The organism is Lentisalinibacter sediminis (assembly GCF_040706615.1).
Taxonomy (GTDB): Bacteria; Pseudomonadota; Gammaproteobacteria; order Steroidobacterales; family Woeseiaceae; genus Lentisalinibacter; species Lentisalinibacter sediminis.
This window is the reverse complement of record NZ_JAPDRF010000004.1, coordinates 22,160-36,116: the sequence shown is the minus strand read 5'-3', so window position 1 is coordinate 36,116 and position 13,957 is coordinate 22,160. Positions and strand designations below refer to the sequence as shown.

9 protein-coding genes are annotated in these 13,957 nt (G+C 53.0%); 5 read left to right on the top strand and 4 right to left on the bottom strand.

What is annotated here, in order from left to right:
* Positions 1 to 125: 125 nt before the first annotated feature.
* Entirely contained in the window at positions 126 to 1,526 is a 1,401-nt protein-coding gene (locus ACJMKX_RS08855) for a phenylacetate--CoA ligase family protein (protein ID WP_405223876.1), read from the top strand.
* 567 nt (positions 1,527 to 2,093) lie between these two features.
* Here the strand turns inward: ACJMKX_RS08855 and ACJMKX_RS08850 are convergent.
* A complete protein-coding gene (locus tag ACJMKX_RS08850) occupies positions 2,094 to 3,671 on the bottom strand; it encodes a hypothetical protein (RefSeq protein ID WP_405223874.1) in 1,578 nt (525 codons plus the stop codon).
* A 1,172-nt stretch (positions 3,672 to 4,843) separates the two neighbouring features.
* Here ACJMKX_RS08850 and ACJMKX_RS08845 point away from each other — a divergent pair.
* Positions 4,844 to 6,169: a glycosyltransferase family 4 protein gene (locus ACJMKX_RS08845; RefSeq protein WP_405223872.1), complete on the top strand. Its 1,326-nt coding sequence runs from the start codon at positions 4,844 to 4,846 to the stop codon at positions 6,167 to 6,169.
* 33 nt (positions 6,170 to 6,202) lie between these two features.
* On the opposite strand, the gene ACJMKX_RS08840 is transcribed toward ACJMKX_RS08845, so the two are convergent.
* Positions 6,203 to 7,324: a glycosyltransferase gene (locus tag ACJMKX_RS08840; protein WP_405223870.1), complete on the bottom strand. Its 1,122-nt coding sequence runs from the start codon at positions 7,322 to 7,324 to the stop codon at positions 6,203 to 6,205.
* Positions 7,325 to 7,547: 223 nt separating this feature from the next.
* Here ACJMKX_RS08840 and ACJMKX_RS08835 point away from each other — a divergent pair, with 223 nt between their 5' ends.
* The 3 genes from ACJMKX_RS08835 (at position 7,548) to ACJMKX_RS08825 (ending at position 12,020) form a co-directional block, all read left to right on the top strand.
* Positions 7,548 to 9,365, top strand: a complete 1,818-nt coding sequence (locus ACJMKX_RS08835; protein ID WP_405223868.1) for an ABC transporter ATP-binding protein — start codon at positions 7,548 to 7,550, stop codon at positions 9,363 to 9,365.
* A gap of 2 nt (positions 9,366 to 9,367) precedes the next feature.
* Positions 9,368 to 10,744, top strand: coding sequence for an O-antigen ligase family protein (locus ACJMKX_RS08830; RefSeq protein WP_405223866.1), 1,377 nt, complete (start codon positions 9,368 to 9,370; stop codon positions 10,742 to 10,744).
* Between the two features lie 79 nt (positions 10,745 to 10,823).
* A complete protein-coding gene (locus ACJMKX_RS08825; RefSeq protein WP_405223864.1) occupies positions 10,824 to 12,020 on the top strand; it encodes a glycosyltransferase family 4 protein in 1,197 nt (398 codons plus the stop codon).
* Between the two features lie 21 nt (positions 12,021 to 12,041).
* Here ACJMKX_RS08825 and ACJMKX_RS08820 read toward each other — a convergent pair whose 3' ends face one another.
* Both ACJMKX_RS08820 and ACJMKX_RS08815 read right to left on the bottom strand, forming a co-directional pair.
* The gene (locus ACJMKX_RS08820) at positions 12,042 to 12,884 is read right to left on the bottom strand and encodes a sulfotransferase domain-containing protein (RefSeq protein WP_405223862.1); all 843 of its coding nucleotides are present in this window, start codon (positions 12,882 to 12,884) and stop codon (positions 12,042 to 12,044) included.
* A gap of 104 nt (positions 12,885 to 12,988) precedes the next feature.
* On the bottom strand, positions 12,989 to 13,873 hold the full coding sequence (locus ACJMKX_RS08815; protein WP_405223860.1) for a sulfotransferase family protein: 885 nt from the start codon (positions 13,871 to 13,873) through the stop codon (positions 12,989 to 12,991).
* Positions 13,874 to 13,957 lie beyond the last annotated feature (84 nt).

Genomic DNA, 13,957 nt, shown 5'->3' with positions numbered 1-13,957 from the left:
CTGGTAGTTCTCAATATTCACCAACCATTGGTCACTCACTGAGCAATTAGCTACAGTCAGCGGAGTAAGTGCCAGCGTCAATACGGAGAATTGAAGGGGCAGAAAGGTACGATGCGATTTGCGATATGAATAGTTTCTCTGAAAAATTATATGCTAGTTCGCCAGTTCTTGCCCAGCATGTACTTGTCAGCGCATACGGCTATTACTGGAAAAAGCTGCGCTTGTCGCAGAATTTCCACAGGGAGAGGGATGCATTCATTTCACGGGAAAGATTTTCGCATAAGGAGTGGGAACAGTATCAGAATGCGGAACTTCGTAAATTGCTGGTGACGGCATTTGATCACGTACCGTACTATCAGAAGGCTTGGCGTGGGCTTGTAACACGAGCGGACTTGGAGCGCTTTACCGTAGGTGATCTGCCTGCACTCCCTATCGTAGAGAAGAGCGCGGTTCGAGATGATCCCGATGCATTTCTAGTGGGAGGGTCTCCCCAGAAACTCCATCGAATTAACTATACGAGTGGTTCATCAGGTACACCTGTGTCAACTTACTGGCTCCCTGGCGAGATGCAGCGGTCAATAGCTATGCGAGAAGCTCGATCCTGCCGATTTGCGGGCGTTAGCTATAGTCAATCGCGGGCCACCTTTAGCGGACGGAAGGTCGTTCCGTCGGCGGATAGCCAAGGTCCTTTCTATCGCTACAATTGGTTTGAGAAGCAACTGTACTTTTCCGCCTTTCATATTTCTCCTAGCAATGCCGAAAAGTATATTGAAGCATTCGAGAGGCATAGACCGTATTGGATGACCGGCTACGCCAATTCGATTTATCAGATAGCCAAGCTAGCAGCAGAAAAGGGTTTGCAACCGCCAAGCTTGAAGGCAGTAATCACGACCAGCGAGCCGGTAAGCTCCGAAATGCGGAGTGTAATCGAAGCTGTATTCCGGACTCGGGTGTTCGAGGAATATGGAACAGTCGAGAATCTTTTTTTCGTTTGTGAGAATGAATACGGCCAAAAATTGATCAACCCTGACTGTGGCATCCTGGAAGTTGTGAATTCAACGTTCGATCAGATTGGCCCTGCGGAAGACGGAGAGATCTTGGCAACAGGATTCATAAGGCCTAGTCAACCAATGATCCGCTACCGTATCGGTGATCGTGCCGTGCTTTCAGAAGAGCGAGCACGTTGCGGAAGGCAGATGCCCGTACTCAAAGAAGTCATTGGTCGTTTGGAAGATACTGTCTACGGTCCGGACGGTCGACGAATGGTTCGTTTCCATGGCATCTTTGTAGACCAACCAAATATCGAAGAAGGGCAGATTATCCAGGAACGGCTAGATTTTGTTCGCGTTATAGTCGTGGCGAAACCAGGTTTCGGATTCAATGATGAACAGGATGTCATCAAACGGATCAAGGAGAGGCTTGGCGATGGGATGCGCGTCGTTGTGGAGCAAACATCTGCAATCCCTCGAAATCAGGCGGGGAAGTTCAGAGCAGTAATCAGCAAAATAAGTGAACGATCCGAGTAGGCTATTCTGAATGACTGATCGGGCTAGGCGCCTATTCCCAATCCTGCTTTTCAAATGTACATTGTCGCAGCGAATACGCTAGCGTCTTGAAGTTGCGTCTCATGAGCCAATATAGTGTGGGCTAGTTGCGAGACGACGTTATCCCATAACGCAGTCATGCTCGATGCCGGATGTCCTAGGATTGAAGCTGTTCCCTGTGGCGCGCCAGCAGCTAGTGACCATATCAATTTCGGATTTCCGCTGCCCAGTTTGAAAGCACATTCATCCCCTGTGCGATCATTTAGAGCCTTGCAACCGGCGTTTTGCTAGATTGGCAAAGTGCGAAATTTCGTATTCACTGACACAACCCAGTAGTTCCGGGCCAGCGGCAAGCTTTCATGGCGCAAGCGAGTCAAGTGTTAGTGCGTCATAACGGTATCTTATCTGAGTAGAAAAACAGCTAACCCTGCGCCTGTTTAGCTATCCGCGCGCGACGTATCAGCAGTTTGTCCTGGGTGCCTACCCGCCGATCGACTTTGAATCAAATGTTCCCAACATACTGACTTCTAGCGCGGCAAACAGGAACCATTATTCACTGATTTCATGACCATGTGTGCCTAGGTATTGATCGCGATACTTACCTTGTAATCGGTAATCAGCATCGAGAACCTCGGTTAACGCAGATCGGGAGGCAATCAAGTTATCTCTTTCGGTGACTGTCCGAGTGCTGCCGCTCTCTTGAATTCCGTTCTTGTTCAGGACGACATTGTTCTCAATCACCACTTCATACACTGCATGCCCCAGTCCTCGCATTTCGCCCACAACGGTATTCCGATATATCCAAACCGAATTGCCAGGGTCACCTTCACCAGTAGTCCAATTGTATACGATCGCCATGCTTCCGGAGTCTGGCACGTACAGTTTGTTATAAGCGAATTCCAGCCTTTGTGGACCATACTCCGACGATGAGCCGAGGTTCTCAAGCGCGCCATAAGAAAAGTTTTGCAAGGTCGAGACATTACCTCTGACTGACCAGAAGTCACTTGCGGCTTTCGCGAATATCCCCTGATCAACGTAAGACATCGTAGATGCGCCAAGCACGTTATTGTCAACAACAACGTATCTGGTCGCGTAAAAAGAGCCCACGAGGGGCGCATCATATTCCTCGATACTGCAGCCAATAATGGCCCAATATTCGACGTGACTATTACCTCGGAATTTCACGATGGCACCGGGATTGTCCGTGCCCGAAGTTCCTCTAACCAAATTTTCAAAGTGCAGTTCGAAGAACGTTGAGCGCGAGCCGTTTTCACCCCCAAACCAGAAGAACCGTGAATTTGACAAGTCTGCCCGAGAATTAATCATGCGAAATCCGTGCATGAACATGTCGTTGCCAGAGTTGCCTTCCAGCATGTAGACGCCGGCACTCGACGCATCCACAACAACCTCCTCACCAGGATACGCCAACCAGACCTGCGGCTTATTGTCACCTTTTACGTTGAAATTGCCGTTATTACCTGCCCAGCCGGTGAGCTTATGAGTACCGCCCCGAAGGTATAGGATATTGCCGGCGTAAGTTCGATCATCCTGCGAGCCTTTGTGTACGTCTGCAAATGTTTTGAGCGGATTCCCAATACTGCCATCACCGCTCGTCGCGACATTTGGATCCAGAAATATGAAGCCTTTGCGGGTAACCTCTATGGAGAATTTTACATCAACAAAACTGTCTTGCTGATCTGTGACGCGTATGGATACCTGTTGGGGTCCGGACTCCTCGGCAGGGGTCCATGACGCAATGCCATAATTGGCGTCTCCGTACTTTTCCCCGACTGTCATACCAGATGGGCCGGAAACAACCTGGTATCTGTATGGGTATGCCCCGCCTTGTACGACAACGGGAATTCGATACTCCAGTCCAGGATAAGCTCTCTTTTGCCTCGCCCAGCTCGCGGTCTCCGCGTCTGGGCGAGGATAAACAAGGTGTATCGGCATCTTCGCAGGCGTGAAATGACCGGACGGAAGTCTCCAAGTACTCAGAGGAGTATTCTCGCGCTCAGCGCCGAACAACGTCGGCGGCTCAGGCGTCGGCTGCGTGGTCTGGGCTGGGCTTGCCGCGGCTGCAATCGTGGATAGAACAAATATCGTCGCCTTCTGACAAAAATTCATTGTGTTCTCCGGAAGATATCGCCGGTTACATACACTCGCGTTAGGGATTCTAGCTGAATCACATTACCGATAGTTTGGTACGGTATAAAAGTGTGACACGCATCGCAATGTCGCTCTTTGCCGACACTGACTCGAGGTTACAACCAAGAGTCTCAGACGCGGGACATTCGGCGGGCCCGGGAAGGAAATAGCGCATAACCAATTGTTTCGCGTGGTCTTTTGAGGTGAGCTACGGGCGAATCTGCCTTTATGCTAAATTCGTCTGGCCTCTATTGCTTCGCACAATCGAGCACGAGCTCGGATAGCGTGGCGCCGCGCAGTGTATCAGCCCGTAGTTCGAACTAATTAACCGTATGGCGCAAATTGCGATGCCCAGGTGCAAACCGTATCATCTCACCATCGATACCCTCGTCCGGCATGGCTGAGTCAGCCTCGCCATTGGCGTAGGCGATAGTCACTCCGGAATTCCCGTCAGAACGATCACGCATTAGCCATAAAGTCGGCACCCTTATCACCCGATTCTTGTCTCTTCCTATGAACTAAGCAAAGAATCTTTGTCTCGGAGCAAAGTTGTAAGCTTCCCCATTTGAACGACGCGTAGAAAATCGAGTTTCTGGCACCGTCGATCGTCAGGAGGCTCAATACGAAACATTCTCGAATAAGCGATTCGGGCGAACGCAGATTTTAGCGATCCCCAAAGAGGCCGACGTCATGGTGGCGATGAAGGGGTCTGGCGCACGCATCGCATCTGCGACGGGACGTAAGACAATTCGGAGTCGAAGTAAGGAGGCATTGGGGCTGCGGATGTGGAGCACATTGAGTAGCAATAGTCCGAAGCTACGATCAGTCTAAGTAGCATTGGCATCGTGGCTAGAGTGTTTAAGGTCTACTCAGATTGATATCTGGCGAAGCATTGCCGGAGAAGGGTCAGTGAAGACTGCAGAACACCGATAACGAGAAGCGTCAATCTTATCGGATCAGGACTGATCGATTAGACGGATGATCTCTGCCAGAATGCCGCCCCTACAGACGAATTCGAGGCCGTTATATAACGGGAATTAGTGGAACGACCTGCACCTATCGAGTGCACTTAAATGATTGGTGGTAGACTCTGCCTAACTCTCTAACGGAACGCATCGAAGCGAACTTTCGCAGCCGGGAACAGACGAAGCATGTTTAGCGCTCGTGAGAGTACGATCTACTGGGTGGTATTCAGCTGGTTCAAAGACTTCCAGTTTCGAGTGGTGCGTCGAGTATTAGCGTCTTTGCTTGGTGGCGCAGGTGTCATTGCGCTCAATACAGGGCAAAAGACCCGTGGGGTGTCGTGGCTATTGCGCGCCAGCCGTTACTCAGACTCGCGCTGGTTTGGTCGAGCGATCTCGGTGGCAAAAAAGGATATTGCTATTGAGTCGGCAAAGCTCTTACCGAAGGCTGTTGACGTCGATTCGCTGGACGGTAGATGTCTGGTCATGGCCGAACCGGAGATGGAGGCTGGGTATGTGGTGAGGAAAGGCGTGCTCTTGGTCAGCTTCACCGAGACGGCCGAGAAATTGTATTCGACAGTAGACGTTGCAGCGCTGTCGAGGCGTTTCTACTTGGTGCTAGAACCGAGTTTCGCCGGATACGCCGATCCGGCAATCTTTTGCTGGATGAATGTGAATGAGCCGGTGGTCGTTCAAGCTACCGAACGATATGATCGAAAATTGATCGACTGCCTGGATTGCAATCTTGTCGCGGTTCCTTACGGCGCGGGAGACTGGATTGATTCTGAAGCATTTAGACCAGCGGATCACGACCGCGCCGAGAAGCGGTGGGACGCGGTCTGCGTGGCCAATTACCTCTGGTGGAAAAGGCCTCATGCATATTTTCGTGCGGTCGCGGCTGCTTTGCGGGAGCTTCCAGATTTCCGTGCCGCACTCGTTTTGGCAGGACATGGGAAAAACGCCAGCAGCACGCGGAGGATCGAAGCGCAAATCGATTTTTATGGAATAGGGGATAGTCTCGACATATTCGAGGCCGTCACACAAACGGAGCTGAGAAGAATTTATGCTTCCTCCAGAGTGTTGGTATTCACTTCTTACAAGGAAGGTAGTAGCCGCGTGATCTACGAAGCAATGGCGAGTGATACTCCGGTATTCGTCTTGGAAGAAAATGTCGGGGTAAACAAAGACTACATAAACAATGACACCGGTAGAGTATTGCGAGAGAGAGATCTTGGTAAGAACTTAGCAGCAATTAGAGAGTCGGAGCGGTCATTTACACCAAGAGAATGGTTTTTACAGAATCTGGGACCAGTGAATACCACGGCCAAGCTGTGCGAGGACTTGCAACGCGCGCATGGGATTGGGGGGCAGTTCGAGAAGCGCGTGTGTATTAAAGCTAACAAGCCTGAAGCACAGCTGGCACGAGATGAGCAACTAAAGCCATTGTCTTTTTGGATGAACGAGCCCTTAGCAGAAGAAGGGAAAGATACTGTGTCTGATTTGGCGCTGCCCTAGACTGCGGTCCAAAAAGCCGGCAAGGGATGATATTTATCTATTCGCCAAACCTCCATAGAGCTTCAGATATTGGGCGGTGACTGAATCGATTTGATATTTTTTTGGCAATGTGCAGGCCGGACGTCGCTTGCCTCGAGCTTCCTGAAGCTGTTTGAGCAATACACCTCTTAGCTCCCGGTCCGTATCGAAGAGAAAATCTTGAATACCGGCGTCCCGGGCAAGCTCGCTCAGGCCGCCTTTAGCCGGGGCTATAAAAGGAATATTTAGAGCCAAGGCCTCGAGAGCCGTCATCGGCAGGCCTTCATGATCCGACGCTAACACCAGCGCGTGCATCTTGGATAGCCACGGAAACGGGTTCTCTATAGGGCCTGTAAAATGGATATAGTTGACAGCGTCTAGTCGCTGGGCTTTACGTTTTAGTGCGGCTTCCAATGGTCCGTCTCCGATTATGTAAAGGCTCCATCGACCGGGTTCTGACTTATGGAGGAGTTCTACCGTATCAATGATTCGATCGACCCGTTTTACGGGTGCGAGGCGTCCAATAAATACAAGGCGGGTAGCATTTGCGTCGACGGGCGGATCACACGCGGTTGCCGCATTGCGGATCGCCGCTATGTCCACACCATTGGGTAGCATCGCAACCTGCTGGTAGGTCTTCCGAAGGGAGTCCCTTAGCTCTTGGGATACGGCTACGATGAGTTGGAAATACCGGGTCAGCACAGCCCGTTCGAGCCGGAGTAAAAACTGATGGCGCAAGTCCCACCACGGGTAAGTGAACTCACTCGCGCCATGAATCGTCGCTACCAGCTTGGCGCCAGAGGCCCGGGCGGAGAGTGCTCCCAGTACGTGCTCTTTCCGGCGATGGGTATGGACGATATGAGGTTTCCACTCTTTATTGAGCTGCGTCAGTGCCTGGGCGAGTTCCACAAAAGAGTGTCGGCTCTCATCGAGAATCAGCACGTCGACCCCTTCCTCGGTTAATCGGCTTGCCAGAGTTCCCGGATTCATAACCGCGACTCTGAGGGCAATGGCTGGCGTGGCTTTCAGGGCCCGCGCCAATTGGAAAATCTGCGTTTCAGCCCCGGCCCAAAGATCCCCGGAAACAACGTGCAGGATTCTTGTTGGTGGTTTCTCTACCGAACGCGGTCTGCTCATTCTATACCGGGCAATTTTATAGGAGGTGATAGGAGCTGGTTTTGCTCTTCTGTATTAACCCTAAAGGGCGGTCGACGGAGCGCTGATTGCCGTCGGGACCCCGATTTTGTGATCTGCGCCCCAAAATGTGCGCCTGCTGTCGCCCGGCAATCATTATAAGGGTATCATTTCGACAGTGTTTTTCTGCCCCCTTGCGTCCGCTTGGACTCGTGAGTCTAGTGTAATGTTAATCGCTTATAAAAAGTTATTTGCCCTTTTGGATCAGAGAGAACGGCGACGAGGGGCTGTCGTGTTCGGGGTGCTGATCCTCGTGGCGCTGGTGGAGACGCTAGGTGTTGCGTCAATCATGCCCTTTATTGCCGTGCTCTCTAATCCGGAAGTGATAGAGACCAACCCTTATCTCGCCCATACGTATGAGTTACTGGGGTTCGGTGAGCGGTCCGATTTCCTTTTTTTCTTGGGTCTAGTGTTTTTCGTGCTTCTCATCGGATCTCTCCTTCTCAAGGCGGTGGGTCTCTGGGCCCAGTTACGCTTTTCGCAGAATCGAAACTATGCATGGAGCGCCCGTCTCATCCGCGGCTATTTGAACCAGCCTTACGAGTGGTTTCTGAACCGGCACAGTGCGGACTTGGGCGCTTCGGTACTGGCGGAGGTCGCCCAGGTCATCAATGGCGTGCTATTCCCGGCCATGCAGGTTTTGGCCCAGTCGTTGGTTGCCATTCTCCTGATGGCCTTGCTGATTAGCGTAGATCCCCTACTGGCTGCGGCCATGGGCCTCGGTTTGGGCGGTACGTACTTTATTATTTCAGCCGTGTTGCGCACGCGTCTGCGCCGTCTCGGCGCGGAGCGCAGAGCGGCCAACCATGCCCGGTTTCACGTTGTTCAGGAGGCGTTCACCGGCATAAAGGAGGTCAAGATAGGCGGTCTGGAAGATGTGCTGGTGAACCGGTTTGTGCAACCCGCACAGACTATGGCAAGCCGCCAGATCTCCGCCCAGCTGTGCAGCCAGTTGCCCTCTTTCGCGATGCAGGGACTGCTGTTCGGAGGCATGCTGCTGGTCCTCTTATATTTGATCGCCCAACAAGGTAGTTTTCAGGATGCGCTGCCTATCATCGCTCTGTATGCATTCGGCGGCTATCGTCTGATGCCGGCGCTCCAAAATATCTACCAGGGCATCTCCCAGATCCGCGTAACGGAAGCGCCGCTCAATGCACTATGCGAAGACTTCCGCACCTTGCAGACACGCCGGGAAGAATCGGGCCGCCGCACTAAACTCGTCGGCACCGCCGATGCGCCGTCGCGGCGTCATCTGGAGGGCCGGCTCGAGCTGGATGCGGTGAGTTACTCCTATCCCGGCGCCAGCCGTCCGGCCCTGGACGGCGTCACTCTCACGGTGTCCGCCTGTACTACTGTTGGGCTCGTGGGGGCGACAGGGTCCGGGAAGACGACCTGTGTGGACATTATACTCGGATTGCTGGCTCCGACTGAGGGTGTGCTGTGGGTCGATGGCGTCCCGATCACAGGCAATGCCGTGCGACAATGGCAGCGTTCACTGGGCTATGTGCCCCAGCAGATCTTTCTCTCCGATGATTCCGTAGCGGCGAACATCGCTTTCGGGTTGCCCAAGCGCCATATCGAGATGGTGTCGGTGGAACGGGCGGCGAAGGTGGCGAACCTCCACGATTTCATAACGAGCGAATTGCCGGACGGCTATCACACCAGGGTAGGCGAGAGAGGCGTTCGGCTTTCCGGCGGCCAGCGGCAGCGCATCGGAATTGCGCGGGCACTCTATCATGACCCGGATGTACTCATTCTGGACGAGGCGACCAGCGCACTCGACAACTTGACTGAACAGGCGGTAATGGAAGCGGTGCGAAATATTGGCAGCCGCAAGACGGTCATCATGATTGCCCACCGGCTAACGACGGTAGAGGATTGCGACCGAATTTTCCTGCTGGAGCGAGGCCGCGTCGTCGAATCGGGGACCTATGACGAACTCGTCGCCAGGAATGAGCAATTCCGGGCGATGGCCGGGGCGTAAAGATGGGCGGACGGCTTGCGGCGCACAGGCCGAGGGAAGAACCCGTTGCAGCGGCTGGGAAAATTGGACTGGAGTCGGACTTCAGTCCTAAGACTGTCTGGCGATGCTTTCGTGACCAGCCCGTCGGCTTCCAGCTAGCGTGCCTATACGTCGTCTTCGAGTACGTTCGGCCGCAGAGCAGATTCCCGGCCATCGATGTCCTGCCTTGGACGATGCTCGTGATTCTCGCAGGGGTGATCGCCATGTTGCCGGACGTAGCGCGCCGGGGCTGGACACGCAGCTTTATCTACATATGGCTGGGCCTGTACTTACTGGTTGCGATATTTTCCCTGATTTTCGCGGAGTTTCCCGCTTATGGAGTTAGCAAGTGGGATCAATTGGTTCCCTGGCTTGTGATAATAGTGCTGATCACCAATACGGCGACGACTCGCGAGCGATTCCTATTGTTGATGGTGGTCTATGTTCTCTGCAACCTTCGCTTTTCCCAGTTTGGCCTGCGCTCTTTCGTGTTCTCCGGATTCAGTCTGCCAGGTTACGGCTTTAAGGGGCCGGTCGGTTGGTTTCAGAATCCAGGTGAACTGGGCGTCCAGATGGCGATGTTCACGCCACTGTCATTTCTGGTGGTTTATGCGCTATGGGCCAGGTTGGGGCGATGGGGCAGGGTGCTGTCTGCGCTGCTACCGATATCCGCGCTGGTAACGACCGTCGGCACGAATTCCCGTGGTGCGATTATCGCCGTGGCCGTCGGAATGAGCTGGGCTCTGATGGCGGTGGGGGTGCGAATCCGAAATATCGTCGCTGTTGGCGTACTTGCTGTAATAGGGTTCCTACTGATTGGCGAAGGCATGAGGGAGCGCTTTCAGACCATAGGGGATGATGGAACTTCCCAGCGGCGCCTTACTTTGTGGAGTGACGGACTCGAGATGATAGGGGAGCATCCGGTCACCGGGATCGGCTATTCCAATTGGATGCCGTACTACGTGGCTCATTTTCCTCCCGTCGACGATGTCAGTTATCTGGGTACGCACCAAGTACCCCACAATATATTGATCCAGGTTACCGCCGAGCTGGGTTTGCCCGGGCTCTTCGTTTTCGCGGTGCTCGTTGCACTATCATTCCAAGCCGGTCGGCGTACGAGGCGAAGGCTCTCGGACAAGGATAGCCTGCTTCGACATCTAAGCCATGGACTCGATGCCGGTCTGGTTGCATTCCTTTTGGCAGGCCAGTTCGTGACCGTGCTGTATTACCCTTACTTCTGGATCAGTTTAGCCTTGATCATCGCCCTGCATGAGGCGGTAAGGCGGGAATACATGTTGGGGTTGCGGAGCAGCTCCGCGGCAGATCGCAGGGCGCTGTCAGGGGGCGCCGTGAATGACTGACCCGGTCCCTAGTAAGGATGTGCAGAGACCAAGAGTATTAGTCCTCGCGCCCATGTTCCCTTCGGTTAATCAACCATGGATGGACACCTATCTTCGTCAGCTTGTCAGTCAGCGTGTTCAGGTTACCGTAATTACATTTAATCGAAGCGCCGAATCAAGAGAGTCCGCAGCGGTTGACCTGGCGATCGATCTCATCGTGATGGCTACTAATCGAGCCGGGCTAGTCTCGGCGGCATTGAGTAGCTTCGTTAGAAGGCCGCGGCTATGTGTGAGGCTGTGGCGAATGATCCGTCCAATTGACAGAGGTGCCGGTAACGCCAAACGCTTTCTACGTGCTCTTCATGCGCTTTCTGTTGTCTTAAAATCAGGTTCGATCGTTGCCATCCATTCGCATAGCGAGGCGATGTCTTGCCGATTCCAGGATGTCGCCAATGCAATGTCGATTCCCATGGTTGTAACTTTCCACGGCCTACCGCCGAACGGAGTGTCATCGATAACCACAAATCGCCGCCAGGAATTATCGAGGGGCGTCTTCCGCGTGTTGGTCAACACGTGTCCCGCATTGACGCATGCGCAGGAACTTGGATATTCCGCGGATAAGCTCGCGGTCATACCGCAGGGTTTGCCGATTGAGCGCTTCGTTGGTCGAAAAAGGCGAACTCAAGAGTCCGGACGCCCGGTAGAGATATTGTGTGTTGGACGTTTGAATCGCGAGAAAGGCCAAGGATATTTATTACTTGCCGTTGCTAGACTGATGAGAAGCGGGCGCTCGGTTCGAGTGCATATCGTTGGTGTTGGTCCGGACCGTAATCGTCTGGAAGAGCTTTGTCGCAAGCACGGCCTGACGGAAATCGTCACATTTCACGGACCGATGAGAAATGAAGCCCTGATTAAAAAGTACTATGAGACGGATCTGTTGATTCTGCCGAGCACCCACAGTCGATTCCGGCAGGGATGGTTAGAGACCCAGGGCGTCGTCCTGCAGGAGGCCCAAGCGACGGGATGTATTCCGATCGCTACGCGGGTCGGAGGTATTCCCGAGTGCATCAATCATGGAGTGGATGGATGGCTGATACAGGACAGATCGCACCGTGCAATTGCGGAATCTATAGAACATTTCATCGATCATCCGGAGCAGTGGCCGTCTTATCGGGATGCAGCGCTACGAAATGTCGAGCGAAACTTTTCTGCAGATGTTGTGGGTCGGCGGACATGGGATGTACTGCGCGAAGCTATCGAAAAAACAAGGCGCTCACGTACCCGAGCGTTACAGTAGACAAGGTGAGTAAATATGGGATCACGGATCTAAGGCTGAGAACCAGTGGTCATCTGTTTCGTATCCGTAGTCTTTGAGAACCGAGAATAGCTCAGGGCACGCTAGAAACTGTCTTCTGATACGATCCACATCTTCGGAGGACCGGCGCCACCGCGAGACTCGTTCTTTCGTTGACGCGTCATTCTCGCGAACTAGTTTAGGATCTTTAGCTTGAAAGCGCCCTCGATAACTGTATGCATGCTTTTCCGGCCGTTTATGGTAGTTGCTGAAGTCACTGTTGAAGCGAAGATTGAATTTGTCGCCTAGCTGGTGTTGGACACGATCTGGGTCTGCCACCAGGTCTTCATAGCGAATAATGGTGACATCGCGTCGGTTCCGGATTGACTCGATGGCTTCGTATACCGGAATGACGCCTGGGGCTTCATGCGCCCAGCTGCGAAAGTTTCTGTCTTTCGGCCAGAGACTTGTATCGAAACTGATAAAATATTGATCGGGTACGAGAGGGTGTCGTGAAGTTAATATATCTCGGATATCTCGAACCACCACAATGATTATCAGTGCTTTCCTATTTATATTCAGTCCGTCAATTGCTGGTATATGGAGAACGTCCAACGGCGCCTTCGTCGCATAACTGCCAAGTCGATGAAGGCGATACATAAAATAGTTTTCAAAAGGCTCATAGCGGAAACCGTGCGTCGATGCACTCAGCATGTTGTAGAGGAGAGAAGTGCCCGCTCGAGGAAATCCGCAAACGATCAGATGCTGTTGGTTGTAGCCCAAGAAAACGCGGCCAACAGAAGATAAAGCTGCATTGACGCGAAGTCGCAGCTGCGTGAGCCTGGTATCGACGGGAATCTCAAGCATGATAGTGCATCGGGCCGGAGAGAGGTTTACTAGGGGTCGTTCGTGCGAATCGGATTCGACGGCAAGAATACTCGTTTGTCTGCAAACTATCCGTCTTTCAGGCGCTACTTATCGCTAGTCGTTTTCGCATCCGGGTTTAAGATTTCGTAACCGAATTTCTCAAGGGTCGGACCAGCTATTCGGTTTATCGTCGCAATATCTTGGGCGCTCAATCGTTCGATGCTTTCGTTGTTGAGATCAGCGATCGGTTGCTTCCGTTCGTGGACAACTAGCGCATCGTCTGTATTAAAGGTGGGGAAATCTTCCAAGCCGGCAAAGCGCGCGATGTTGTTCAGGACATCCTTGGGTGATTCGGCCAGTGATTCATAGCTGACCCACAGGAGATGGTCCAGATAGCTTGAATCCTTCTGTAGCATTTCATTCGAGCGAACCCATTGGCGCGCACAGTCCTCGATAGGCCAGCTCGCCGGGAGATGGTGAGGATCCGCTTTGCGTCGGATACCCTCGGCCACAGCATAGCCGTTCCGCACAATTGCAACAAACCGGGCTGGAGCAAAATAACTTTGAAGCCAGCGGGTGCGGGCCGTGTTGGGAGGGGATTTCTCAAGGAAGACCGGCTTCCGACGGTCGAGCCGCATGCCCCACTCTTTCTTGATGCGTTGCGCGTCGGGGCCCTCGTCTTGTTCGGTTAATCGAAAAAGATGTTCTCCTCGGCTCCACATGCGTGGTAGGCCCACATCGAAGTCCTTTACAAATTGGTTAGTTATGAAATGACCTTCGGTCGGGAACGATGCGATATCGGGATGGCGGGCGAGCATTTGGGCCAGCAGGGTTGTTCCCGAGTTGTAACAACCCACCAGGAAAAGCCAGCATAGGGAAGGCCGTGGAGGGGGCGTGGCCAGAATGCGACACTCCCTCACAATATCGCTGAGGCTCTCACGGATGGTCCGCCGGAGGTATGATGTATTCATGGCTTCTTGTCTATTCAACGCGGCTCCGTTCACCTAATAATAGTAGCGCATGAGGAGGCGGGCATGTGTTGTTTGCGTCGCATTTTCCGATGCGAATGGCAC

Bases quoted from the DNA above. Each gene is read 5' to 3' on its own strand.
- ACJMKX_RS08840 (WP_405223870.1), bottom strand. From the start codon at position 7,324: ATGAGCAGACCGCGTTCGGTAGAGAAACCACCAACAAGAATCCTGCAC.
- ACJMKX_RS08820 (WP_405223862.1), bottom strand. From the start codon at position 12,884: ATGCTTGAGATTCCCGTCGATACCAGGCTCACGCAGCTGCGACTTCGC.
- ACJMKX_RS08845 (WP_405223872.1), top strand. From the start codon at position 4,844: ATGTTTAGCGCTCGTGAGAGTACGATCTACTGGGTGGTATTCAGCTGG.
- ACJMKX_RS08825 (WP_405223864.1), top strand. From the start codon at position 10,824: ATGGACACCTATCTTCGTCAGCTTGTCAGTCAGCGTGTTCAGGTTACC.
- ACJMKX_RS08850 (WP_405223874.1), bottom strand. From the start codon at position 3,671: ATGAATTTTTGTCAGAAGGCGACGATATTTGTTCTATCCACGATTGCA.
- ACJMKX_RS08835 (WP_405223868.1), top strand. From the start codon at position 7,548: ATGTTAATCGCTTATAAAAAGTTATTTGCCCTTTTGGATCAGAGAGAA.
- ACJMKX_RS08855 (WP_405223876.1), top strand. From the start codon at position 126: ATGAATAGTTTCTCTGAAAAATTATATGCTAGTTCGCCAGTTCTTGCC.
- ACJMKX_RS08830 (WP_405223866.1), top strand. From the start codon at position 9,368: ATGGGCGGACGGCTTGCGGCGCACAGGCCGAGGGAAGAACCCGTTGCA.